Origin of the sequence: Kribbella jiaozuonensis, from assembly GCF_005233875.1 — a bacterium.
In the GTDB taxonomy this organism is placed as follows: Bacteria; Actinomycetota; Actinomycetes; order Propionibacteriales; family Kribbellaceae; genus Kribbella; species Kribbella jiaozuonensis.
The window spans coordinates 330,616-353,412 of record NZ_SZPZ01000002.1; the positions used below are offsets into that span (position 1 = coordinate 330,616).

The window sequence follows — 22,797 nt, forward strand, 5'->3', positions numbered from 1 at the left end:
ATCGCGGTTCCGGCCCGGCGCAATCTTGTCACCGATCCGGCCCCGATCCACGCCGGGGCCGGATCGCACCGGGGACATCGCTACTACCCGCAACCGTTATCCAGGATTTCGGCCACAACTTGCACACATAGTGGACACTTACCTCATGAAGTGGTTCGGTCGCCGGCAGAAGGCCGGAACGATGCGCCGGGCGGACACTCCGGACCAGGCGCACCTGAGGGAGTTCGTGCAGACCCGCCAGGGAGTCGAGGGATTCGTCGAGCCGCGGACCGCGGTGACGGAGTACACCCTGCTCCTGGTGGCCATCGACGGTGAGTGGACCCGCCGCCGGGTCCCGTCGGTGCAGTGGGCGCACAACTTCGCCAACAAGCTCGGCATCCCGTCGTACGACGCGGCCGTGGTCGGGTACCCGCCCCGGATGCGCGAGTACAACGCGCGGATGAAGAACAACGGTCGGTGAAGGAAGAGCGCGAGTTCTTCCCGTCCGGCGTGCTCGCCTGGACCGATGCCGGCAACGGGATCTCCGAGCGGGTGCTGAGCCGCGATGCCGACGGAACGCTGACCCGGTTGGCCCGCTGGGCGCCGGCGACGGTTTCAGGTGCCGAAATCATCCGTCACGAATACGTCGAAGAGGTCTACCTGCTCGAGGGTGAGCTGACTGATCTCACCCTCGAGCAGACGTTCCGCCCCGGCGACTATGCCTGCCGGCCGCCGGGGATGCCGCACGGTCCCTACCGAACAGAGACCGGCTGCACCATGCTGGAGATTCGCTACTCAGCTCGCTGAGGCGGCCAGCTCGACCAGGGTCCGGACCGCGTACCCGGTGCCGCCGTTCGGGATGTAGCCGGACGCGCCGCCGTCGTTGAAGGCCGGGCCGGCCACGTCCAGGTGCACCCAGTCGATGCCCTCAGCAACGAAGTCGCCGAGGAACGCGGCCGCTGCCAGTGCACCGCCCCAGGCCTCGCCGGTGATGTTGGCCAGGTCCGCGACCTTCGAGTGCGACTTCAGCTTGTCGAGCATCTCGGCCGGGATCGGCAGCGGCCACATCGATTCGCCGGCCGCGATCGCCGCGTCGACCACCCGGTCGCGCGCGGTGTCGGTGTTCGCGAACGCGCCGGCCACCTTGGTGCCCAGGGCAACGACACACGCACCGGTCAGCGTCGCCACGTCGACGATCAGGTCGGGCTGGTCCTCCGACGCCCGCACCAGCGCGTCGCCGAGCACGAGCCGGCCCTCGGCGTCGGTGTTCAGCACCTCGACGGTCTTGCCGCCGTACATCGTCAGTACGTCGGACGGCCGCGCCGCCGAGCCGGACGGCATGTTCTCGGCCATCGCGGCGTACGTCGTCACCTGTACCGGCAGACCGAGCCGCGCGATGGCGAGCGTCGCGCCGATGACCGCGGCGGCGCCGGCCATGTCGGACTTCATGCTGACCATGCCGGTCGACGTCTTCAGCGACAGGCCGCCGGAGTCGAACGTGATGCCCTTGCCCACGAACGCGAGGTGCGTCACCGGCTTGCGCGGCGTGTAGGTCAGCCGGACCAGCCGCGGCGGGTTGGCCGAGCCCTGGCCGACGCCGAGGATGCCGCCGTACCCGCCCTTTGCGAGCGCCTTCTCGTCGAGCACCTCGACCTTGACGCCGTACTCCTTGCCGAGCTTGACCGCGTCGGCGGCGAACTCGACCGGGTGCAGGTCCGACGGCGGGGTGTTCACCCAGTCCCGCACCTGCGCGACGGCGTCCGCGGTCACCTCGGCGCGCTCGAGCGCGGCCTTGGCGTCCTTGTTGCGAGCAAGGTCGGTGAGCAGCGTCAGGTTGCCCGGCGCCTCAGAGCTGTCCGAAGACTTGTACGCCGTGAACGCGTAACGGCCCATCAACGCGCCCTCGGCCACCGCGCGGATGCACTCGGCGTCCGGCATCGGCAGGGCGAACGCGACCGACTGGGAGATCTTGGCCGCACGCACACCCGTGCCGGCCGCGGTGCGCAGGTCCTCGGTCTTCAGTGCGCCGTCCGGGGCCGCGCCGAGGCCGACCGCGATCAGCGTCGCCGACTTACCCGGCTTCGGCCCGGGCACCTTGGTCACCTCCCCGGCCTTGCCGGTGGCGCCGAGTCCGGACAGCACCTCCACCAGCTTCCCGCCGTACGCGGCGTTCAGCGACTCGGTGCCGGCCGGCAGGGTGACGCCGCCGCCGAGTTTGACCACGCCGATGACCACGGCGTCGGTCTTGACGCCGGCGGCATCGGACTTGCTCAGGGTGATGGTGGTCACGAAATCCTCAGTCCTCCTTGACCGGCGACTCAGATGGCCGGTCGTGACGGTACGTGCAAGCTGCCTGAGCATGCTACGCGTCGGGTAAGTTCCGCTCCATGACCGAGTCGCCTGAGTTGAAGAAGTCCCCGCTGCACGAGCGCCACGTCGCGCTCGGCGCCAAGTTCGCCGAGTTCGGCGGCTGGGAGATGCCGTTGGAGTACTCCGGTGTCGTCGCCGAACACACCGCGGTCCGTACGTCGGTGGGCGTCTTCGACGTGAGCCATCTCGGCAAGGCGACCGTGACCGGCCCCGGCGCGGCGGCGTACGTGAACGCGTGCCTGACCAACGACCTGGGCAAGATCGCGCCGGGCCAGGCGCAGTACACGCTGTGTTGCAACGCGCGCGGGGGAGTGGTCGACGACCTGATCGCGTACCTGCACGGTGACGACGAAGTGTTCCTGATCCCGAACGCGGCGAACACCGCCGAGGTGGTCCGGCTGCTGCAGGCCGACGCACCCGCGGGCGTCGAGGTGACGAACGTCCACGACGACTACGCGATCCTCGCCGTACAGGGCGCGAACAGCGACGAGGTCGTCGCCGCGATCGGCCTTCCGACCGGACACGACTACATGGCGTTCGCCACAGCAGACTTCGGCGGTACGCCGGTTGTCGTGTGCCGTACTGGTTATACCGGCGAACGCGGGTACGAGCTCGTCGTACCGAACGCCGCCGCGGTCGCGGTGTTCGACGCGCTGCTGGAGGCCGGGAAGCCGTACAACATCGTCCCGGCCGGCCTCGGCGCCCGCGACACATTGCGGACCGAGATGGGGTACCCGCTGCACGGCCAGGACATCACGCCGGACATCACGCCCGTCCAGGCGCGCTCCGGCTGGGCTGTCGGGTGGAAGAAGGAGCACTTCTGGGGTGACGAGGCCCTGCGCGCCGAGAAGGAGCGCGGACCGGCCCGGATCCTGCGCGGTCTCCGGGCGGCCGGACGCGGCATTCCGCGGCCGCACATGACGGTTCTGGATCAGGCCGGAACGGAGCTCGGCGAAGTCACCTCCGGGACGTTCTCCCCGACCCTGAAGAAAGGCATCGCGCTCGCCCTCCTGGACGCGACGGTAAAGGAAGGCGATCAGGTAACGGTCGACATCCGCGGCCGCCAGGAGTTGTTCGACGTGGTCAAACCGCCGTTCGTCACCGTGCACGTCCGCTAGGGCCAAAACGGTAACTTTCTGTAATAACGTGGCACAAATTGGCCACTGTCGGTGCTGTGCCGACGCGTTTTGCGAAGGATTGACTGCGAACGGTGACGAATCGGGGCAAATGTTCCGTTCCAGTACCCGTTCCGGTAACGATTTGTGCACTGGTGCCGGGCACCGCTGGTTTGGTGTCACAGTGTCAGGCAGGCTTTCCCGCGGTTGTGGGGGATCGGCTCTGTCAAGGGGATTTGACCAGAGCCCTCCACAAAGCAAAGGCTCGGCACGCTATCCACCGATAAGTGCCGGATCTGCGGACCGAAATCCGGCCGACTGAACTGACGGAGTGCGAATGAGTATTGGGTCGCCCGACTCGACCGTAGGGATCGAGGACCACCCGGCGTCGGCGGAGCCGGTCCGCACCTCGGCCACCCCGCACGGGAAGTCGCCGAGCCGGATCGCGTTCGACCGGTTGCGCAAGGACCGGGTTGCGGTGATCTGCGCGTCGATCGTGCTGTTCTTCATCCTGATCGCGGTCTTCGCGCCGCTGCTGGCCAAGCTCGAGGGCCAGGACTACAGCACCTTCCACACCGACCTGATCGACGAGTACGGCTACCCGACGATCGGCGTCAACAGCTCGCACTGGTTCGGTGTCGAACCGAAGACCGGTCGGGACAACTTCGCCCGCTGGGTGTTCGGCGCCCGCCCGTCGCTGATCATCGCGTTCCTGGCCACCGTCGTCGGCACCGTGATCGGCGTCGTGATGGGTCTGCTCGCCGGCTTCCTCGGCGGCTGGGTCGACCGGGTGATCTCCTGGCTGATCGACTTCGTCCTGAGCCTGCCGTACCTGCTCTTCGCGATCGCGCTGGTGCCGATCGTCGAGTCGATGCGCGGCGGTTCGTTCAACCTGACGCCGCAGCAGCAGGCGTCGATCCGCTTCTACGTACTGATCTTCGTCCTCTCGTTCTTCGGTTGGGCCGGCCTGGCCCGGATCATCCGCGGCGAGGTGCTCTCGCTGCGAGAACGTGAGTTCGTCCTTGCTGCCAAGGCGATCGGTGTGCCGACCCGGCAGGTCCTGTTCAAGGAACTGCTGCCCAACCTGGTCGCCCCGATCGTCATCTCGGCCTCGCTTGCGCTGCCCGCGTACGTGACCGCGGAGGCCGGACTTTCCTTCCTCGGTGTCGGACTCGTCGAACCGATCCCCTCCTGGGGTCAGACGATCGCCGTCGCCACGAACTGGTTCAAGGCCGACCCGATGTACCTCTGGCTGCCCGTGATCGGGATCACCGCTCTGGTGCTCGCTCTCGCGCTGCTCGGAGACGCCATCCGGGACGCCTTCGACCCCAAGACTCGCCGGTAGTTCGGCGATTGCCCCAGCGGCAGAAAAGGAGAAACCCGACCATGCAGTGGAAACGGATAACCGCGGTTGCGGCGACGGTCATGCTGGCCGCCGTGGCCTGTGGCAGCCCGTCCTCGAACAGCGGCAACAAAGGTGACACCAACAACGTGGGGGGCGCTCAGGCCAAGGCTACGGACCCCACTGCGAAGGGCCCTGCACCTGACGTCGACGGAGCCAAGAAGGGCGGCACGATCACGGTCCTGAGCGACGTGACGCCGGACACCTTCGACCCGACGAACATCTACTACGTCGACGGCAACCAGATCGGCAAGCTGTTCTACCGGGCGCTGACCCAGTACCGCCTGGACGGCCCGGACCACAAGCCGGTGCTGGTTCCGGACCTCGCTGAGGACCTCGGCACGAAGTCCGCGGACGGTCTGACCTGGACCTTCAAGCTGAAGCAGGGCATCAAGTACCAGGACGGCACGCCGGTCACGGCCAAGGACTACGCGTACGCGATCAAGCGGTCCTTCGCGCACGACCTGTACGACGCCGGACCCACGTACCAGCAGCAGTTCTTCCTGGACGGCGACAAGTACAAGGGCCCGTACGGCGCCGGCGGCGCCGACTACAAGGGTGTCGAGACGCCGGACGACCACACGCTGGTCATCAAGCTGGCGAAGAAGTTCGACGACCTGCCCTACTACGCGGCGTTCCCGATGTTCGCGCCGATCCCGCAGGCCAAGGACACCCAGAAGAACTACGAGCAGCACCCGATGGTGACCGGCCCGTACCAGGTCCAGTCCTACACCCCGGGTACCGAGCTCAAGCTGTCGAAGAACCCGAGCTGGGACCCGAACACCGACCCGGTGCGGCACCAGTACGTCGACGGCTGGGACTTCAAGTTCAGCCAGGACCTGATCAAGGCCCAGCGTCAGGTGCTGGCCAGCTCCGGTCCGGACGCCGACGCGGTGAACTACTCCAACCTGGACGTCTCGCTGCTGCCTGAGGTCAAGGACCAGAACCAGCTCGTCAAGGGCCAGTCCCCGTGTTCGATCATGTACACGATGGACACCCGGAAGATCCCGCTGGAGGTCCGCAAGCTGATCGCCAAGGCGCACCCGTACGACGCGTGGCGCAAGGTTGCCGGTCTGAACCCGACCGACGACCCGCCGTCGTCGACGATCCTGCCGCCGGCCGTTCCGGGCTTCGAGAAGTACGAGCTCCCGGGTCTGACCGGTACCGGTAAGGGCGCCGAGGACGACGCGGTGGCCGCCGAGGTCAAGTCCGAGCTGGCCAAGCTGGGCAAGTCGAACTTCGAGCTCAGCTGGTACTACTCGATCGACGACAAGATCTCGACCCAGACCACGCAGCTGCGCAAGCAGATGTTCGAGAAGGCCGGCTTCAAGGTCCGCGCCATCGGCGTGCCGAAGGCGAAGATCCGTACCTTCACCGGTGACCAGAACGCTCCGGTCAACATCGGCAAGACCCCGACCGGTTGGTGCTCCGACTGGCCGAGCGGTACGAGCTGGTTCCCGGTTCTGTTCAAGTCCGACGCGATCCCGCTGGGCAACAGCGTCGGTCAGCTGCAGGACAAGGCCCTCGACGCCGAGATCGACGCGATCACGGCCAAGACGCCGGACGAGCAGCTGAAGGAGTGGTCGAAGATCGACAAGGAGATCCTGGAGAAGTACCTCCCGGTCCTGCCGCTCTACTACAGCTCCAGCAACATGCCGATCGGTAAGAACATCGGGCACGCGATCAACGACCCGACACAGGGCATCTTCGAGTTCACCTCGATGTTCCTGAAGCAGCCCTGATCGGCCCGTTCTGAAGTAGTAGTCAGTCAATGAACGGTGATGTGGTGCCCGGACCACCGTCCGGGCACCACATCGATCGGTGAGGAGACAATCCCGTGCTCTATTTCGTGGCGCGCCGACTGGTCAGCGCGCTCAGTGTCGTGTTGGCAACGCTGATCGCGACCTTCGCGTTGTTCTTCATCGCGCCGACCGATCCGGCCGGTGCGATCTGCGGCGAGCGCCAGTGCACCCAGCAGCGCTACAACGAGATCAGGCAGAACCTGCATCTCGACCGCCCCAAGGTGCAGCAGTTCGCGGAGTACACCGCGGGAATCTTCACCGGCCGCGACTTCACCACGTCGGGTGTCACGCAGCACTGCGCGGCGCCGTGCCTCGGCTTCTCGTTCAAGAACGACCGCCCGGTCACGGAGATGATCAAGACCCGGTTCCCGGTGACGGTCTCGCTGGTGCTCGGGTACGCCGTCCTGGTCCTGACGATCGGTGTGTTCGTCGGATCGATGGCGGCGAAGAGACGCGGGACCCTGGGCGACCGGGCACTGATGACCAGCACGCTGGTGGTCAGTTCGGTGCCGTACTACATCGTCGCCCTGATGGTCGCCCTCTACCTGACCGTGCTCTATCCGATCCTTCCACGGGGTGAATGGACACCACCCTCGGAGAATCCGGCGAAATGGTTCGCCGGTCTGCTGACACCGTGGCTGGTACTCGGCATCTACAACTGCACCGCGTACGCGCGGTACTCACGCGGCTCCATGGTCGAGACGCTGAGCGAAGACTTCATCCGCACCGCGCGGGCCAAGGGCCTGTCCGACCGCGTGGTCACCTACAAGCACGCGCTGCGCTCCGGGTTGATCCCGGTCGTCACGATCTTCGGTCTGGACGTCGCCGGCAGCCTCGGCGGCGCGATCTTCACCGAACGGATCTTCGACCTCCCCGGTCTCGGCGTACTCGTGCTCGACAGTTTGAACAGCTACGACCTGCCGGTGATCATGGGCACCGTGCTGGTTGCCTCGGTCATCATTGTCGTGATGAACCTGCTGGTGGACATCGGCTACAGCCTGATCGACCCGCGGGTGAGGCTGTCGTGAGCACCCCAGCACCTGAAGACAGGGCCCCCGAAGACCGGAAGGACAGCATGGCCGAGAGTGCAGCCACTCCGGCGGACGCGACCGCGCCCGTCAAGCGTGGCCCGTCGGTCGCCACCCGTGAGCGCCGCGACGGTTCGATCAACCCCAGCGGTGAGACGCCGTACCTGGTGGTCGAGGACCTGAGCGTGAAGTTCCCGACCGCGGACGGTCTGGTCAGCGCGGTGAACGGGCTGAGCTACTCGGTCCCGCTCGGCCGCACGCTGGCGATCGTCGGTGAGTCCGGATCCGGCAAGTCGGTGTCGAGCATGGCCGTGATGGGCCTGCACGACCGCAAGCGGACCCGGATCACCGGCTCGATCCGGCTCGGCGGCGACGAGCTGCTCGGCCTGTCCGAGAACGACCTGATGAAGATCCGCGGCGACGCGGTGTCGATGGTCTTCCAGGACCCGCAGTCCTCGCTGCACCCGCTGTACACGATCGGCAACCAGCTGGTCGAGGGGTACCGCGTGCACCACAAGGTCTCCAAGGACGTCGCGAAGAAGCGGGCGCTGGAGATGCTCGAACTGGTCGGCATCCCGAACCCGCCGCGGCGGTTCGCGCAGTACCCGCACGAGTTCTCCGGCGGTATGCGGCAGCGCGCGATGATCGCGATGAGCCTGATCAACGATCCGAAGCTGGTGATCGCCGACGAGCCGACCACCGCGCTGGACGTGACCGTGCAGGCGCAGATCCTGGACCTGCTGAACAACCTGCAGAAGGAGTTCGGCTCCGCGATCGTGCTGATCACGCACGACCTCGGCGTGGTCGCCGAGATGGCCGACGACGTCCTGGTGATGTACGCCGGGCGCTGCGTCGAGTACGGCACCGCCGCCGACGTACTGGCCAACCCGCGGATGCCCTACACCTGGGGTCTGCTCGAGTCGATCCCGACCGTCTCCGCCGCGAGCGAGCGGCTGCGCCCGATCAAGGGCCTGCCGCCGAGCCTGCTGAATCTGCCGGACGGCTGCTCGTTCAGCGCCCGGTGCCCGTACGTCGAGCGGGTCAAGGGTGAGCTCTGCACCACCCAACTGCCGGACCTGCTGCCGGTGGACGGTGCCGGTGCCCATACCTCCCGTTGTCACCTGCACGACAAGGCCTCGATCTACGAGGCCGAGGTCGCGCCGAGACTGGGCTGACGAGGGGACTGAGGAGATATGAGCGAAACATTGCTGCAGGTCCGCGACCTGAAGATGCACTTCCCGATCAAGGAAGCTGCCGGTCTCGCCCGGACCAAGAAGGTCGTGCAGGCCGTCGACGGCGTCAGCTTCGATCTGAAGCAGAGCGGCAGCCTGGGCCTGGTCGGAGAGTCCGGGTGCGGCAAGTCGACCACCGGCCGGATGATCACCCGGTTGCTGACCCCGACGGCCGGCCAGATCCTGTTCAAGGGCACCGACATCGCGCAGCTGAAGGAGCGGGACCTGCGCCCGTTCCGCCGGCAGTTGCAGATCGTGTTCCAGGACCCGTACAGCTCGCTGAACCCGCGCCAGACGGTCAGCAACATCATCAGTACGCCGCTGCGCGTGCACAACCTGGTCAAGAAGGGCAAGGAACTCGCCCGGGTCCAGGAGCTGCTGGAGCGGGTCGGTCTGAACCCGGAGCACCACAACCGGTACCCGAACGAGTTCTCCGGCGGCCAGCGGCAGCGCATCGGCATCGCCCGGGCGCTCGCGGTGGAGCCCGAGGTGATCATCGCCGACGAGCCGGTGTCCGCACTGGACGTGTCGATCCAGGCCCAGGTGATGAACCTGCTCGAGGACCTGCGGCGCGATCTCGGCATCGCGTTCGTGTTCATCGCGCACGACCTCGGCGTGGTCCGGCACTTCTGTGACGAGGTCGCGGTGATGTACCTCGGCAAGATCGTCGAGCAGGGCTCGCGGGACCAGATCTACAACGCCCCGCAGCACCCGTACACGCAGGCCCTGCTGTCGGCGGCGCCGGACCTCGGCACGATCCGCGGGGTCCCGCCGAAGGAGCGGATCCGGCTGGTCGGCGACGTACCCTCGCCGATTGACCCGCCGAGCGGCTGCCGGTTCCGGACCCGCTGCTGGAAGGCGGAGGACATCTGCGCCACCCAGGAGCCCCTGCTGGAGATCAAGCCGCAGTCCAGCCCGGGCCACACGGCGGCCTGCCACTTCGCGGAGCCCAAGGTCGACCTGACCGCCGCCACCGCGTAACCAACGGAGAAAGCCCCCGTCAACGACGACGGGGGCTTTCTCATGCGCTCGGCGTCAGTGCAGTTTGGTGAGGAGGCTGCCGACGGCGGTCCAGCAGGCGCCCCAGAGGGTGATGGCGATGAAGTGGGGTACGTCGCCGAGGGCGAGGCCGATCGGGATGGTCAGGGGCCAGAGGCCGGTGATCAGGGGGATGGCGCGGGCTGCGCCGGACCAGAGGCGGGCTCGGAGGATGGCGATGCCGGCGATGGTCAGGCCGAGGGCGGACAGCATCATGAAGGCGCTGAAGAATGGGATGGCCTTGTCCTGGTCGGCGACCGCGTAGAAGTGGGCCAGCGCGAAGAGGGTCATCGTAACGGCGACGGCGCTCAGGGCCTTGTGGGCAAGCGGTACGGCGGTGGTCGCGCGGCGCAGGCCGAGGACGCCGGCGGTGGAGAGCAGGGCGCTCGCGCCGGCGAAGGCGAACCAGGTGCTGTCGGCGATGTTCGCGTCGATCGCGGCGACGCTTCCGGCGGCGACGATGCCTAGCCCGCCGACGATGGTTGTCCAGGCGAGCGGGCGGAGCGCGGTGTCCGTGGTGGTGATGGTGGTCATGGAATGTCCCCCTTGGAGCGGTTGTCTGATGTCTCCAGGCTCGGCGTGGGCTGACCTGGATCGACAGGGCAGGTAACCCGGGCCGGCCGGGACATTTGCCTAGAGACAGCGGGTAGTCCGGCACCGCACCATGGGCACGTGAGCATCGATCGCCGGACCTGGGTGGGGCTGCTGCTCGGGCTTGTCCTGGTCGAGGCGGTGGTTGCGGTCGTGGGTGCGGTGACGATCGGGCTCAGCTACTCGCAGGCCCGCGACAGCTTCATGATCCCCAACGCGGTCGTCGGCATCAGTTGCGCTGTGTCGGGTGGCCTGATCGCGTGGCACCGGCCGCGGAACTGGCTGGGCTGGTTGCTCCTGGGCGTGGGCATCGCGCAGACCGGGACGCCGGCGGTGACGCCGTGGTTGATCCATGCGCTGGAAGGCACCGGTTCGGCACAGTTGCCGGCGACCCTGTATTCGCTGTTGTGGCCGTGGTCGGTGAGCTTGTTCATACCGTTGGCCTTGCTGGTCTTCCCGGATGGCAAGTTGCTGTGGCGGGCAGTACTGGTTGTTGCCTTGGTCAACGCTCCCTTGCAGGTCCTGTTGTTCAGTGCCGACCGGAACCCGCTGGCTGCGGTCGATGGACTCGCGGCACAGGATCGAGCCGTGTCCTGGCTGCGGATTCCGGCGCTGGACGGGTTGGTGCCGTTGCAGACCGTCTCCGACCTGCTGCTGGCCGGGACGTTCCTGGCGGCGATCGCCGGGCTCGTGGTCCGCTACCGGCGCGGCGACGAACGGGTGCGCCGGCAACTGCTCTGGTTGTTGCTAGCAGCAACGGTCGCCGCTGTGCTGGTCGTGTCGTTGCGCTTCGCCGGGCCGATCGGCAGCACCGGCTTCCCGATCATCGTCCTGACGCTGGTCGCGTTGATCCCGGCGTCGATGACGGTCGCCGTACTGCGGTACCAGCTGCTCGACATCCGGCTGGTGTGGTCCCGGACGGTGACCTATCTGCTGTTGACGGCCGCGGTCGCGGCGGCGTACCTCGGCCTGGTCGAGCTGACCGATCGGCTGCTCCGCCCGCGGATCAACGCCAGTGGTGCTGTGCTGGCCACCTTGGTGGTCGCGATCGGGTTCAATCCGGTCCGCGTTCGGCTGCAGCGGCTCGTGGATCGCTTGTTTTACGGGGATCGCGGCAACCCGGTACGCGCGGCGTCCTCGGTTGCGGCGCAGCTGACCGGGGCGTCGCAGCCGGCCGACGTACTGCCGGCTGTGTGTCAGGCGTTGCGCCTTCCGTACGCCGCTCTGGCGGACGAGGCCGGGGTGATTCGCGGGGAGCATGGGGTCCGGCCGTCGTTGCTGGTGGCAATTCCGCTGCTGCAAGCGGGTGCACCGGTTGGCGAGCTCCAGGTTGGTGTGCGGCCGGGCGAGAAGCGGTTGTCCGCGGCGGATCGGGTGGTGCTCGAGTTGATGGCGGCCCCGCTGGGTGTCGCCTTGCGGGCGCAGGCGCTGTCGGACGCCGTACAGCAGTCGCGGCGGGAGTTGGTCGCGGCGCGTGAGGAGGAGCGGCGGCGGTTGCGGCGGGATCTGCATGACGGGTTGGGTCCGGCGTTGACCGGGATCGGGTTCCGCGCCGATGCCGTGATGAACCTCGCGGACGATCCGGTGCAGCCGCTGGCCGCCGAGATCCGCGCGATCGTCGACAGTGCGATCGCCGACGTACGGCGGCTGATCAACCAGCTGCATCCGTCCGCGCTGGACGAGGTCGGGTTGGTGGAAGCGGTACGACGGCATGCGGCGCTCGTCGATCGCCGGGGCGACGGATCGCCTTTGCAGGTGACGGTCCGGGCCGATGAGGTGCCTGACGGGTTGCCGGCGGTCGTGGAGGTCACGGCGTACCGGATCGTCACCGAGGCGTTGACGAATGTCGCGCGGCACTCGCGGGCCGGGGAGGCCGAGGTGCGGATCAGTGGTGACGGGCGTGCGCTGCGACTGTCGATCGTCGACGACGGGCCTGCGGTCAACGGGCAATGGGTTCCGGGGGTGGGGTTGACGTCGATGCGCGAGCGGGTGGCTGAGTTGGGCGGCACGCTGGTGGCGGAAGGTACTGCGACCGGTGGCCGGGTTCAGACCTGTTTGCCGTTGGAGGTTTCGCGATGACGGTCCGGGTGGTGCTGGCCGACGACCATCCCGTCGTACGGGACGGGTTGCAGGTACTGCTCGCCTCGGTGGACGGGATCTCGGTGGTGGGCGTCGCCGCGAACGGGCCGGAGGCGGTCCGCGCCGCGGTGACACTGCAGCCCGACGTACTTGTGATGGACATTCACATGCCCGGCGGGGACGGCGTCGCGGCGACGCAGGAGGTCGCTCGGGTGGCGCCGGCGGTCGGCGTACTGATGCTGACGATGCTGGACGACGACGAGACCGTGCGGGCAGCGGTGCGCGCGGGTGCGGCGGGGTATGTGCTGAAAGGGTCGTCGCAGCAACAAATCGTCCGGGCGATCCAGGCGGTTGCCGCGGGTGACTCGATCCTCGGCTCGGGCGTCGCTCGGCACGTACTCGACGCGGCCGCGGGCCGGGTCAGCGCACCGCCGGATCCCTTGCAGGCGTTGACGCCGCGGGAACGTCAGATCCTCGAACTGCTGGCCGGCGGACTGTCGACGACCGCGATGGCGAGCCGGCTCGCCCTCACGCCGAAGACCGTCAACAACAATCTGTCGACGATCTTCGGCAAACTCGGCGTCGCCAACCGGACCGAAGCGGCCCTGCTGGCCCGGGGCGCGATCAGGCCCGACCGTGCGCCTGGCGGCTCCGGCGGCTGAGGGAGTCGATGGTGACGGCGATCAACAGCACGCCGGCAGTCACCATGTAGCGGACGCTCGAGTCCAGGCTCAGCAGGGCGAGGCCGTTGGAGATCGACATGATCACCAGCGCGCCGAGCAATGCGGAGTACGCCGACCCGCGGCCGCCGAACAGGCTGGTGCCGCCGATGACGGCCGCCGCGATCGCGTTCAGGTTGGTGTCGCCGCCGCCGCTGCTCTGGTTGACCGCGACCAGCCGGGCCGCGGCGAGGATTCCACCGACCGCGGCGAACGTCGAGCAGGCCGCGAACACGGACAGGTAGATCATCCGCACGTTGATACCGGCCCGCCGGGCGGCCTCCACATTGCCGCCGACCGCGACGACCGAGCGGCCCCAGCGCGTACGCCGTACCGCGAGATCCGTCGCGACCACCAGCGCGAGGAACAGCAGGAACATCGACGAGACACCGCGGTCGCCGTTCAGGATCAGCACTGCCACCAGCAGCACGACAGCCATCGCAGCGGCCTTGATCACGATCATCGACGTCGGCGCCGTCGAGAGACCCGCCGCGGCCCGGGCGCCCCGGGTGCGGAGACGGGTCAACACGTACGCCGCGACCACGACTGCGACCAGGGCGTAGGCGATCGCGGGGGAGAGGAAGCTCCGGGTCGCGAAGCCGACCAGCGCCGAGTCGTACGGGAGGTTCAGCGAACCTTCCTTCCCGAGCACCAGCAACTGCAGGCCGAGAAAGCCGAGCAGACCGGCCAGCGTGATCACGAAGCTCGGTACGCCGAAGCGTGTGTAGAGCGCGCCGTAGAACAAGCCGATGACCAGGCCGAGGGCGATGCCGACCACCAGCGAGAGCACCAGTGGCCAGCCCTTGTTGACGAACGTGACGCCGAGAACCGCCCCGGACAGACCGCTGACCGAACCGACGGACAGGTCGATCTCACCCAGCAGCAGGACCAGGACGATGCCGAGGGCAATCACGCCGACCGAGGTGGTCTGCAGCGTCAGGTTCACCAGGTTGCGGCTGGACAGGAAGGACCCGTTGGCGATCTGGAAGACCGCCCAGATGATGATCAGGCCGATGACGACCGGGACCGAGCCCAGGTCGCCGGAGCGCAGCCGGGCGGTGAACGCGGAGACGGCGCCGCTGACGCCGCTGCTCGCGATCAGCCGCTCGTCCTGGAGGTCGGCCGGCAGTTGGTCGACCCCGTTCGGCTCGGGCGTAGCCGGCGTACTGCTGGTGTCGTCCTGGGGACGGGTGCCCGATCCGTGCAGGCTCATGATGCGGGACCCTCCTCCCGGCTTCGGCGCGCTGCACGCTCCGAGACCGCGTTGTCGGTGGCGCCGGTGATGGCGGCGATGATGTCTTGCGTCCTGGTCTCGCTGACCACGAAGACGCCGTTGTTGCGGCCGAGACGCAGTACTGCGACCCGGTCGGCGACCGCCATCACGTCGGCCATGTTGTGGCTGATCAGGATCACGGCGAGCCCGCGTTCGCGCAGCCGCTCGACCAGGTTCAGCACCTCGGCGGTCTGAGCCACGCCGAGGGCCGCCGTCGGTTCGTCCAGCATCACGACCTTGGGTTTGCCGAGCAGGCTGCGGGCGATCGCGACGGTCTGCCGCTGGCCGCCGGACAGGCTGGCGACCGGGATCCGGACCGACGGGATCTTCGCGGACAGCTGCCGGAGCAGCTCCCACGACTGGCGTTCCATCTCGACCTCGTCCAGGACGCCGCCGTGGCGGAGCTCGCGACCGAGGTACAGGTTCGCGACGACGTCGAGGTTGTCGCACAGCGCCAGGTCCTGGAAGACGGTGGCGATGCCGAGCTGCTGCGCCTCGGCCGGGCTGCCGACCCGTACTTCGCGGCCGTCGAACACCATCGTCCCGTCGTCGGCGGTGTAGACGCCGGCGATGGTCTTGACCAGCGTGGACTTGCCGGCGCCGTTGTCGCCGACCAGCGCCAGTACTTCGCCGGCGCGCACGTCCAGCTCGATGTTCTTCAGGGCCTGCACGGCGCCGAACCGCTTGGAGATCCCCTGCAGCGTCAGCACCGTACCGGCGCCGACGTCGGGAGGAGCCGGGGTAACAGTCACGAGTGAGCCTCCTGGACTTATTTCACGCCATGATCCTCGCCGGGGGCGCGGTTGGGGAGAGGTCCGGCGTAGCCCCCCGCACCTCACTGCGGGGGGCTACGCCGAGGGCGGATCGAAATGCGGGTCAGTTGGCGGTCAGACCGGCCGCGGTGCAGGCGGCGGCGAACGCCGCGGTGCAGATGTCGCTGACCTTGTAGATGTTGTCCTTGACAACGGTGTCCTTGATGTTGGCCTTGGTCACCGCGACCGGGTCGAGGATCGTCGACGGTACGCCGCTCTTCTCGGTGGTCGACTCGGGCTTGCCGCCGTTCGCCAGCGCGACCGCGCCCTTCGCGGCGGCCTCGGCCTGCGGCTTGACCGCCTTGTAGATCGTCATCGCCTGGTCACCGGCGACGATCCGCTGGATCGCGGCCAGCTCGGAGTCCTGACCGGTGACCGGCGGCAGCGGCGTCACGCCACCGCCCTTGAGGGCTGCGATCGCGCCACCCGCCGTACCGTCGTTGGCGGCGTACACGCCGACCAGGCCGTTCTTGATCGCGCTCAGCTGGCCTTCCATCCAGGCCTGGGCCTTGTCCGGGCTCCAGTCCGGGGTGTCGAACTCGGCGGCGATCTTGAACCCGCTCGAGTCGAGCACGCTGTGCGCGCCCTTCTTGAAGTCGGCCGCGTTCGGGTCGGTCGGCGCGCCGTTGATCATCGCGAGGTTGCCGGACGTCTTGCCGGCCGCCTTCAGGTCGTCGACCAGGGTCTGCGCCTGCAGCTTGCCGACCGCCTCGTTCTCGAACGAGACGTAGTAATTGGCGTTCTCGATGAACCGGTCGTACGCGACCACCGGGACGTTCTGCGCCTTCGCGGAGCTCACGACGGCCGCGGCGGCCTTGCCGTCGACCGGGTCCAGGACCAGCACGTTCGCTCCCTGGGTGAGCGCGGCCTCGGCCTGCGTCTGCTGCTTGGCCGCGTCCTGGTCGGCGTTGCTGTAGATCAGCTGGCAGTCGGCGCAGGCGGCCTTCAGGGCCTCGGTGAACAGCGGCCGGTCGAGTGCCTCGTACCGGGTGGTCTTCGACTCGGGCAGCAACAGCGCGATCTTCTTCGCGCCGCCTGAGCCGCTGCCGGAGTCGCCTCCGTTGTCACTGCCACAGGCCACCAGGGAGACGGCGAGGGCCGAGACGGCGATGCCGAGGCCGACGAGACGGGTTGCTGAGACGGACATATGGCGGCTCCTTGACGAGACGGCCCGATTGGCCTGCCCGAAGTCAAGCCCTCCGAGGTCTTGGCGTCAAGACTTGAATTCAAGAAATGGAGATATTGGTATGACTCAGCACCGAAGCGCGGTGGATGGCGCCGACGATGTCAGCCTCGTCGCCGAGCTCGGCGGGCCGCAGTTCGACGGTCGCAGCAGCACTGGGGATTGCGCAACGGTCCAGGGCTTCGCGGAGCGGGGCGAGGATGAGCTCGCCGGCTTCGGCCATCAGACCGCCGACGACGACAACCTCCGGATTGAGCAGGTTCACCACGCCCGCGATCGCGACGCCGACGCGGCGGCCGGCGTCCTCGATCACGCGGCGGCAGCCGACGTCGCCGCCGAGCGCGCGGATCACGATGTCCTTCAACCGCAGCGGTCCGTGCGAGGCGGCCAGGCTGTTGATCAGCGCCCGTGATCCGACGAACGTGTCCAGGCAGCCGCGGTTGCCGCACCGGCAGATCGGGCCGTTCTCGTCGATCGTGACGTGGCCGATCTCGCCTGCCGTACCGGCCGAGCCTCGGAAGACCTCGCCGTCGATGACGATCCCCGCGCCGACGCCGTACGAGAACTTCAGGTAGCAGCCGTTCCGTACGCCGCGCAGCGCGCCGGCCCGCAATTCCCCCAGTGCGGCAAGGTTTGCCGTGTTGTCGAGCGCGACCGGAGCGCGGAGGTGGGCGGCCATCGCCTCGGTCACGTTGACGCCGCGCCAGCCCGGCAGTACGGCGTCGGAGCCGGCCTCGCCGCTGACCGAGTCGACCGGCATCGGCAGCCCGAACCCGATCGCGGAGATGTTCTCGACGCCGGAGCTGACCGTCTCGGCCAGGTCGGCGAGCAGCCGGGCGGCGCGCTCCATGCCGTCGTCGGCGACGTGGTCGGCCTGCAGCGGCATCAGTTGGTGGGCGAGGATCTCGCGGGACTCGTCGGCGATCGCGACCCGGACGTCACGCTCGCCGAACGCGACGCCGGCGAGCAGGCCGCCGCCGGACGCGAGCGAGACGAGGACGGCGCGGCGGCCGTTGCGGATGCTGCGGGACAGGCCGACCATACCGGCCTGGTCCAGCTCGCGGACCATGTTCGACACGGTGGCCGCGGACAGGCCGGACGCGGCGGCGATCTCGACCTGGGTGAGCGGGCCGTGCTGCCGGACGACTCCGAGAACGCGCGCACGGTTGGCTTCGCGCAGCGAAGCCTGCGAGCCCGGCGCCGGACGGGTTGCGTTCATTACATAAAGATAACGGATCGCGGGGCGAGCGCGGCCGCTCCGCACTCGTGAACCAGAAACATCGTCTGCAACCTCGCTGTCACTACCCCACTAGAACGTTCAACGGCGACAGTAGACCACTTCGGTTTGAGCGTGGTGGAGGCAGGCTTCAGACGGTCAGCGCGAGGGTCAGGAGGGCGAGCGGGAGGGCGAGTTCGATGGTCGCGCCAAGGACGTCGCCGGTGGTGCCGCCGAGGGCTGTCTTTGCGCGGTGGGTGGTGGCGAAGCTGGTCGCGACGGCGAGGAGGACGGCGGCTGCGGATCCTGCCGGGTGGGCCGGAGAGGGCCAGGTCAGGGCGAGGGCGACGGCGAGTACTACGGCTGTCGGGATCGCGGCTGTGAGCGGGCGGACGGTGCCGGCGACGAACGTTCCCAGGCCGTCGGGGCGGGCCGCGGGGACCGACGTACGGCAGGACCAGGGGAGGGTGAGGCGGCTCGCGGTGGTGGCGATCAGGATCGCTTGCCAGCCGTGGCCGGACTGGATGCAGGCGGTGAGGGCGGCGACGTCGAGGAGCAGTACGCCGACGATCGCGGCGACGCCGAACGGACCGATGTCGCTCTGCTTCATGATCCGCAACATGGTCTCCCGATCCCGGCGGGACCCGAGCGCATCGGCAAAGTCAGCCAGCCCATCCAGGTGCAAACCGCCCGACAAAGCGGTAACCACCAACACCCCCAGCACAGCCGCCAGCAGCCCCGCCTCCGGCTTCACCAGTTGAACCAGCGCCACCACGCCAGCCGCAACCCCACCAATCACCACCCCAACCAACGGCGCGAGCGTCATAGCCCGCCCTCCAACCACCCGATCCACCCGCGACGGAACCCCCGCCGGCAACACGGTCAGGGTTCCGAAGGACAACCGCAGCGCATCCACCCAACCTTTGGAGGGGGAAGGGTCGGTCATGTGAGCGGGATGGTTCGGCCGGCGATGGTCCAGAGGGCCTGGTCGGAGGATAGGGAGATGGTGGTGTTGAGGCGGCCCATCAGGTCGCGGAAGAGGCGGGTGCCGGGGTCGGCGGGGACGATGCCGGAGCCTACGTCGTTGCTGACGGCAACTACGCGGCGAGGGGTGGCGGACCAGGCTTCGACGAGGGCGGCGATCTGTTGTTCTACCTCGTCGGCTCGATGCAGGTCGGACCAGACGTCGACGGCGTCCATCGTGCGGGACAGCCACAACGTCAGGCAGTCGATCAGGAGCGGAGGTCCGGACGCCTCGAGCAGCGGGACGAGGTCGATGGTCTCCGCGAGACCCCAGGACGCCGGGCGGCGGGCCCGGTGTTTGGCGACCCGGGCGGCCCATTCGGCGTTGCCCGAGTCGTCTCCGCCGGTGGCGACGTACAGGACGTCCGGCTCGGCGGCGAGCAGGCGTTCGGCGGCGATGGATTTGCCGGAGCGGGCTCCGCCGAGGATCAGGGTTCGGTCAGGCATCGGTCCTCCGCTCGAAAACCACCGGCGCCTCGAAGGCCGCCTTCCGCGCCGTACGGCGGAACGCGTTCAGGATCGGCCGCCCCAGCACCAGCACGAGTACGGCGGACAGGATGCCGCGCGGGATGTCCCAGCCCAGCGACGTCGCCACCACGAACAGGAAGTACCGGTGCAGGTTCGCCGTCAGCGCGTCGCCGGGGATGAACGAGAACGCGCTGCCGAACGTCGCGTACGGCCAGAACCACAGGTTCATGACCACGCCGTAGAACACCCCCGACACCAGCGAGTACGCCGCCAGCAGCAGCAACTCCAACCGGCCGCCGACCCGCGGCAGCAGCCCCGCCATGCACCCCACCCACGCGCACGCGAACATCTGGAACGGCATCCACGGCCCGACCCCGCCGCTGATCAACGCGCCGCCCAGCAACGACACCGCCCCGAGCACGAACCCGAACCCGGCGCCGAACGCCCGCCCCGCCAGTACCAGCAGGAAGAACCCGGGCTCGAGCCCCGCCGTACCCGGACCCAACGCCCGCAACGCCGCCCCGACCGCCGCGAGCATGCCGACCAGCGAGATCACCTTCGCGTCGATCCCGGACTCGGACAGCTCCGCGAGTACGACGGCCACCAGCAACGGCAGCAGCAACACGAACAACCACGGCGCGTCCGTCGTATGCCCGATCGCGGACGCACCCGCCTGCGACGTCCGGAAGAACAACGGCCACGCGAACGCGAGTACGCCGACCAAAGACGCAATAACCAACGCCACCGTGCTCCGTGGCTTGAGCCGGATGAGTCTCATGATGCTCGATCCAAGGCGTCAGCGACTTCTCCCACGGTCAGGAACGGCAACGGGGCAAGGATCTTCGCCACCTGCGGCGCGAACGCCGGCGAGCCGGCAATCACCTCGGCCGTCTCTCCGTCACTCACCAACTCGCCTTCGGCAAGCACCATCACCCGAGTCGCGACCTCAGCCACCATCTCGACATCATGCGTCGACAACACGACCGCATGCCCGGCCGCGGCCAGCTCGCGCAGGATCGCCACCAGCCGCCGCTTGGCGCCGTAGTCCAGCCCGCGCGTCGGCTCGTCCAGCAACAGCAGCGGCGGAGCGCCACACAGTACGACGGCCAGCGCGAGGCAGAGCCGCTGTCCCTCGGACAGGTCGCGCGGATGCAGGTCCACAGCCACGTCCGGCGCCAGCCGCTCGAGGATCGCCCGGCAACTACCTGCGGGCACCTTGAAGTCCGAATCGGCGGCGGCACACTCTTCGGCGACTGTAGCGGCGTAGAGGATGTCGGCAGGCTCCTGCGGGACCAGACCGACAGCTTTCACCAACTGCGCCGGCTTCGTCCGAAGGGGGTCTGTTCCGGCCGTTGACGCAGTTCCGGACCGAGGCGGCAGAATGCCGACGAGGGTGTTCAGCAGGGTGGACTTGCCGGCGCCGTTACGCCCCATGAGCGCAACGACCTCACCGGCCCTGATACTCAACGACACCCCACGCAGTGCCGTCACTGCGCCGTAGCCAACAACCAGATCAGAGCACCGAGCCAGCTCATCGCCCAGCTCAGCAACCGGTCGCACCGGCGCGGCACTGTCCAGCTGACGACGCAGCGCGACCGCAGCCCGGCGAGCGTCCCGCACGGACAGGGGGAGTGGCGACCAACCAGCCAGCCGCCCCAGCTCCACCACAGGCGGTGCAACCGGTGCGGTGACCATGCGCTCCGCAGGCAGCCCTGTCGACACAGCAGCAGCCCCACCGGGTACTTCGATGACGCGGTCGGCGTACTGGATCACGCGTTCCAGCCGGTGCTCAGCCAGCACCACAGTGACGCCCAGGTCGTGTACCAACCGCTGCAGCGCAGCCAGCACCTCTTCGGCCGCCTGTGGGTCCAGTGCAGACGTCGGCTCATCCAGCACGAGTACGGCGGGATGCGACGTCAGCGCCGCCCCGATAGCAGTCCGCTGCCGCTGACCACCCGACAACGACGTCAGCGCACGGTCTCGTACGTCGGCCAGCCCCAGTAGGTCGAGCGTCTCCTCGACGCGCCGCCGCATCACGTCCGGCGCCACGCCCAGCGACTCCATGCTGTACGCCAACTCGTCCTCGACCGTGTCCGTGACGAACCCGGCCATCGGGTCCTGGCCGACCATCCCGACCACGTCCGCGAGGTCCCGCGGCCGGTACTTCCGGGTATCCCGGCCGTCCACGAGCACCCGGCCGGACAGCGTGCCGCCGGTGAAGTGCGGCACGAGTCCGTTGATTGCCCGCAGCAACGTCGACTTGCCGGACCCGGTCCGCCCGATCACCAGCGCCAGCTCACCCTCCGGCACGATGAAGCTCACGTCCCGCAACGCCGGCTCGGACGCGCCGTCGTACGTCACCGTGACGCGGTCGAACTCGATCATCCGACCGCCTCCTTCAACGGCGGCGCGACCACCGCAGGCGCCAGTCCGATCAGTACGCCGACAACCGGCAGCAATGGAACCGGTGGGACCACCAACGGCCCGTCCAGCAGCAGACCGTGCACGCCACGTACTGCGGCGGCCACCATCGCACCCGCAGCCACGGCACCCGACGCCACCACCAGCCACTCCGGCAGAGCCCACGGATCAGGCCGGTACCGCGTCCGTGCCACTCGCTGGCGCCCAACCGCCATAGCGCCGACCGCAAGCAGTACGCCGACCGCCAGCGCGCTCGCGGCGAGCGGGAACGACATGGAGTCGGTCAGCAACGCGTAGACGCCGAGCAGGATGCCCAGCAGCCCCAGCAGCACGCAGAGCGCCGTGAGTCGACGCTGTGCGCGGGGCGCGTGCGCCGTCCGGCCGTAGCCGCGGGAGTCCATTGCGGCTGCGAGCTCGACCGACCGGTCCAGGGCGCCTTCGAGGACGGGCATGGCCGTCGTACGGAAGGAGGCGTGGGTGCGGCCGCGCAAACGGCGTGCGGCGCGGATCCGGCGGCCGTCCGTCACCAGCTGGGGTGCGAAGGTCAGTGCGACCACGCAGGCCACGCCCATCTCGTAGAGGGCCCCGGGCAACGACTTCAGCAGGCGGCGTGGACTGGCCAGTGCGTTGGCAGCACCTACGCAGCAGAGCATAACGGCCAGCTGGAGACCGTTGTACAGAGCGGTCAGCAGAGCCTCGGCTGTCACCTCTCCGCCGAGTTTGACGCCCGCAGCCCAGTCAGGCAACGGAATCTGCGGCAGCGTGAACAGCACCGTGTTTCCCTGCGAGCGGGTCGACAGCAGCGCCTGCAGGACCACCCGGATGCCGATGACCAGCAGACCGAGCTTGAGGAACGCGGTGAAGCTGTGCGCCCACGGTGCATTGCTCCGGCGCGCCGCCACGACGAATCCGGTCACCGCGAGGATCAGGATCAGCAGGACCGGGTTGCGGGTCCGGCTGGCCGCCACAGCCATGCAGAGCGCCCACAACCACCAGGCCCCCGGGTGGAGTGCCCGGGGGAGCGTGAGGTGGTTGACGGCGCGCAC

Annotated in this window: 21 protein-coding genes; 10 read left to right on the plus strand and 11 right to left on the minus strand. The window is 68.4% G+C overall.

From position 1 onward, the window contains the following. Nucleotides 1-145 precede the first annotated feature (145 nt). On the plus strand, nt 146-460 hold the full coding sequence (locus tag FDA38_RS13185; RefSeq protein WP_137254326.1) for a hypothetical protein: 315 nt from the start codon (nt 146-148) through the stop codon (nt 458-460). Beyond that, nucleotides 457-786, plus strand: coding sequence for a cupin domain-containing protein (locus FDA38_RS13190; RefSeq protein ID WP_137254327.1), 330 nt, complete (start codon nt 457-459; stop codon nt 784-786). Before FDA38_RS13185 ends, FDA38_RS13190 begins: the two co-directional genes overlap by 4 nt. Here the strand turns inward: FDA38_RS13190 and FDA38_RS13195 are convergent. Further along, entirely contained in the window at nt 775-2,268 is a 1,494-nt protein-coding gene (locus FDA38_RS13195; protein ID WP_137254328.1) for a leucyl aminopeptidase, read from the minus strand. The genes FDA38_RS13190 and FDA38_RS13195 overlap by 12 nt on opposite strands. 98 nt (nt 2,269-2,366) lie before the next feature. Here FDA38_RS13195 and gcvT point away from each other — a divergent pair, with 98 nt between their 5' ends. The 6 genes from gcvT (at nt 2,367) to FDA38_RS13225 (ending at nt 9,909) form a co-directional block, all read left to right on the plus strand. Continuing rightward, nucleotides 2,367-3,467 carry a glycine cleavage system aminomethyltransferase GcvT gene (gene gcvT, locus FDA38_RS13200; RefSeq protein WP_137254329.1) on the plus strand — a complete coding sequence of 367 codons (1,101 nt, stop codon included), beginning with the start codon at nt 2,367-2,369 and terminating at the stop codon, nt 3,465-3,467. Nucleotides 3,468-3,801: 334 nt separating this feature from the next. Then, complete coding sequence (locus FDA38_RS13205; protein ID WP_137254330.1) at nt 3,802-4,809, plus strand: ABC transporter permease; 1,008 nt, start codon at nt 3,802-3,804, stop codon at nt 4,807-4,809. A 41-nt stretch (nt 4,810-4,850) separates the two neighbouring features. Next, nucleotides 4,851-6,608: an ABC transporter substrate-binding protein gene (locus tag FDA38_RS13210; protein ID WP_137254331.1), complete on the plus strand. Its 1,758-nt coding sequence runs from the start codon at nt 4,851-4,853 to the stop codon at nt 6,606-6,608. 95 nt (nt 6,609-6,703) lie between these two features. Then, on the plus strand, nt 6,704-7,696 hold the full coding sequence (locus tag FDA38_RS13215) for an ABC transporter permease (RefSeq protein ID WP_137254332.1): 993 nt from the start codon (nt 6,704-6,706) through the stop codon (nt 7,694-7,696). 47 nt (nt 7,697-7,743) lie between these two features. After that, nucleotides 7,744-8,871 (plus strand): ABC transporter ATP-binding protein, encoded by a 1,128-nt coding sequence (locus FDA38_RS13220; RefSeq protein ID WP_137254333.1) that lies wholly within the window; start codon nt 7,744-7,746, stop codon nt 8,869-8,871. Nucleotides 8,872-8,889: 18 nt separating this feature from the next. Then, the gene (locus FDA38_RS13225) at nt 8,890-9,909 is read left to right on the plus strand and encodes an ABC transporter ATP-binding protein (protein WP_137254334.1); all 1,020 of its coding nucleotides are present in this window, start codon (nt 8,890-8,892) and stop codon (nt 9,907-9,909) included. A 54-nt stretch (nt 9,910-9,963) separates the two neighbouring features. Here the strand turns inward: FDA38_RS13225 and FDA38_RS13230 are convergent, their stop codons facing one another. Beyond that, nucleotides 9,964-10,500 carry a hypothetical protein gene (locus tag FDA38_RS13230; RefSeq protein WP_137254335.1) on the minus strand — a complete coding sequence of 179 codons (537 nt, stop codon included), beginning with the start codon at nt 10,498-10,500 and terminating at the stop codon, nt 9,964-9,966. Nucleotides 10,501-10,638: 138 nt separating this feature from the next. Between FDA38_RS13230 and FDA38_RS13235 the strand changes: the two genes are divergently transcribed. Both FDA38_RS13235 and FDA38_RS13240 read left to right on the plus strand, forming a co-directional pair. Continuing rightward, nucleotides 10,639-12,636: a sensor histidine kinase gene (locus tag FDA38_RS13235; protein WP_137254336.1), complete on the plus strand. Its 1,998-nt coding sequence runs from the start codon at nt 10,639-10,641 to the stop codon at nt 12,634-12,636. After that, entirely contained in the window at nt 12,633-13,298 is a 666-nt protein-coding gene (locus tag FDA38_RS13240; protein ID WP_137254337.1) for a response regulator, read from the plus strand. The genes FDA38_RS13235 and FDA38_RS13240 overlap by 4 nt, the downstream gene beginning before the upstream one ends. Here FDA38_RS13240 and FDA38_RS13245 read toward each other — a convergent pair. From FDA38_RS13245 to FDA38_RS13285, 9 genes are all read right to left on the minus strand, one after another. Continuing rightward, nucleotides 13,261-14,568: a sugar ABC transporter permease gene (locus FDA38_RS13245; RefSeq protein ID WP_202877669.1), complete on the minus strand. Its 1,308-nt coding sequence runs from the start codon at nt 14,566-14,568 to the stop codon at nt 13,261-13,263. The two genes, FDA38_RS13240 and FDA38_RS13245, sit on opposite strands and share 38 nt — an antisense overlap. Continuing rightward, on the minus strand, nt 14,565-15,380 hold the full coding sequence (locus FDA38_RS13250; protein ID WP_137254338.1) for an ATP-binding cassette domain-containing protein: 816 nt from the start codon (nt 15,378-15,380) through the stop codon (nt 14,565-14,567). The genes FDA38_RS13245 and FDA38_RS13250 overlap by 4 nt, the downstream gene beginning before the upstream one ends. Nucleotides 15,381-15,504: 124 nt before the next feature. Further along, entirely contained in the window at nt 15,505-16,587 is a 1,083-nt protein-coding gene (locus tag FDA38_RS13255; RefSeq protein WP_137254339.1) for a substrate-binding domain-containing protein, read from the minus strand. A 79-nt stretch (nt 16,588-16,666) separates the two neighbouring features. Then, complete coding sequence (locus FDA38_RS13260; RefSeq protein ID WP_137254340.1) at nt 16,667-17,842, minus strand: ROK family transcriptional regulator; 1,176 nt, start codon at nt 17,840-17,842, stop codon at nt 16,667-16,669. A gap of 148 nt (nt 17,843-17,990) precedes the next feature. Further along, nucleotides 17,991-18,785, minus strand: a complete 795-nt coding sequence (cobS, locus tag FDA38_RS13265; protein WP_137254341.1) for an adenosylcobinamide-GDP ribazoletransferase — start codon at nt 18,783-18,785, stop codon at nt 17,991-17,993. Continuing rightward, the gene (locus FDA38_RS13270) at nt 18,782-19,309 is read right to left on the minus strand and encodes a bifunctional adenosylcobinamide kinase/adenosylcobinamide-phosphate guanylyltransferase (RefSeq protein WP_137254342.1); all 528 of its coding nucleotides are present in this window, start codon (nt 19,307-19,309) and stop codon (nt 18,782-18,784) included. Before FDA38_RS13270 ends, cobS begins: the two co-directional genes overlap by 4 nt. Beyond that, nucleotides 19,302-20,108 carry an ECF transporter S component family protein gene (locus FDA38_RS13275; protein WP_137254343.1) on the minus strand — a complete coding sequence of 269 codons (807 nt, stop codon included), beginning with the start codon at nt 20,106-20,108 and terminating at the stop codon, nt 19,302-19,304. Before FDA38_RS13275 ends, FDA38_RS13270 begins: the two co-directional genes overlap by 8 nt. Further along, the gene (locus FDA38_RS13280) at nt 20,105-21,715 is read right to left on the minus strand and encodes an ABC transporter ATP-binding protein (protein ID WP_137254344.1); all 1,611 of its coding nucleotides are present in this window, start codon (nt 21,713-21,715) and stop codon (nt 20,105-20,107) included. Before FDA38_RS13280 ends, FDA38_RS13275 begins: the two co-directional genes overlap by 4 nt. After that, a complete protein-coding gene (locus FDA38_RS13285; RefSeq protein ID WP_137254345.1) occupies nt 21,712-22,797 on the minus strand; it encodes an energy-coupling factor transporter transmembrane component T in 1,086 nt (361 codons plus the stop codon). The genes FDA38_RS13280 and FDA38_RS13285 overlap by 4 nt, the downstream gene beginning before the upstream one ends.

What these genes read in the sequence shown, in the direction of transcription:
- cobS (WP_137254341.1), bottom strand. Translation starts at nt 18,785, where the DNA reads ATGACCGACCCTTCCCCCTCCAAAGGTTGGGTGGATGCGCTGCGGTTG.
- FDA38_RS13260 (WP_137254340.1), bottom strand. Translation starts at nt 17,842, where the DNA reads ATGAACGCAACCCGTCCGGCGCCGGGCTCGCAGGCTTCGCTGCGCGAA.
- FDA38_RS13220 (WP_137254333.1), top strand. Translation starts at nt 7,744, where the DNA reads ATGGCCGAGAGTGCAGCCACTCCGGCGGACGCGACCGCGCCCGTCAAG.
- FDA38_RS13275 (WP_137254343.1), bottom strand. Translation starts at nt 20,108, where the DNA reads ATGAGACTCATCCGGCTCAAGCCACGGAGCACGGTGGCGTTGGTTATT.
- FDA38_RS13225 (WP_137254334.1), top strand. Translation starts at nt 8,890, where the DNA reads ATGAGCGAAACATTGCTGCAGGTCCGCGACCTGAAGATGCACTTCCCG.
- FDA38_RS13245 (WP_202877669.1), bottom strand. Translation starts at nt 14,568, where the DNA reads ATGAGCCTGCACGGATCGGGCACCCGTCCCCAGGACGACACCAGCAGT.
- FDA38_RS13280 (WP_137254344.1), bottom strand. Translation starts at nt 21,715, where the DNA reads ATGATCGAGTTCGACCGCGTCACGGTGACGTACGACGGCGCGTCCGAG.
- FDA38_RS13240 (WP_137254337.1), top strand. Translation starts at nt 12,633, where the DNA reads ATGACGGTCCGGGTGGTGCTGGCCGACGACCATCCCGTCGTACGGGAC.
- FDA38_RS13185 (WP_137254326.1), top strand. Translation starts at nt 146, where the DNA reads ATGAAGTGGTTCGGTCGCCGGCAGAAGGCCGGAACGATGCGCCGGGCG.
- FDA38_RS13270 (WP_137254342.1), bottom strand. Translation starts at nt 19,309, where the DNA reads ATGCCTGACCGAACCCTGATCCTCGGCGGAGCCCGCTCCGGCAAATCC.
- FDA38_RS13210 (WP_137254331.1), top strand. Translation starts at nt 4,851, where the DNA reads ATGCAGTGGAAACGGATAACCGCGGTTGCGGCGACGGTCATGCTGGCC.
- FDA38_RS13230 (WP_137254335.1), bottom strand. Translation starts at nt 10,500, where the DNA reads ATGACCACCATCACCACCACGGACACCGCGCTCCGCCCGCTCGCCTGG.
- FDA38_RS13205 (WP_137254330.1), top strand. Translation starts at nt 3,802, where the DNA reads ATGAGTATTGGGTCGCCCGACTCGACCGTAGGGATCGAGGACCACCCG.
- gcvT (WP_137254329.1), top strand. Translation starts at nt 2,367, where the DNA reads ATGACCGAGTCGCCTGAGTTGAAGAAGTCCCCGCTGCACGAGCGCCAC.
- FDA38_RS13255 (WP_137254339.1), bottom strand. Translation starts at nt 16,587, where the DNA reads ATGTCCGTCTCAGCAACCCGTCTCGTCGGCCTCGGCATCGCCGTCTCG.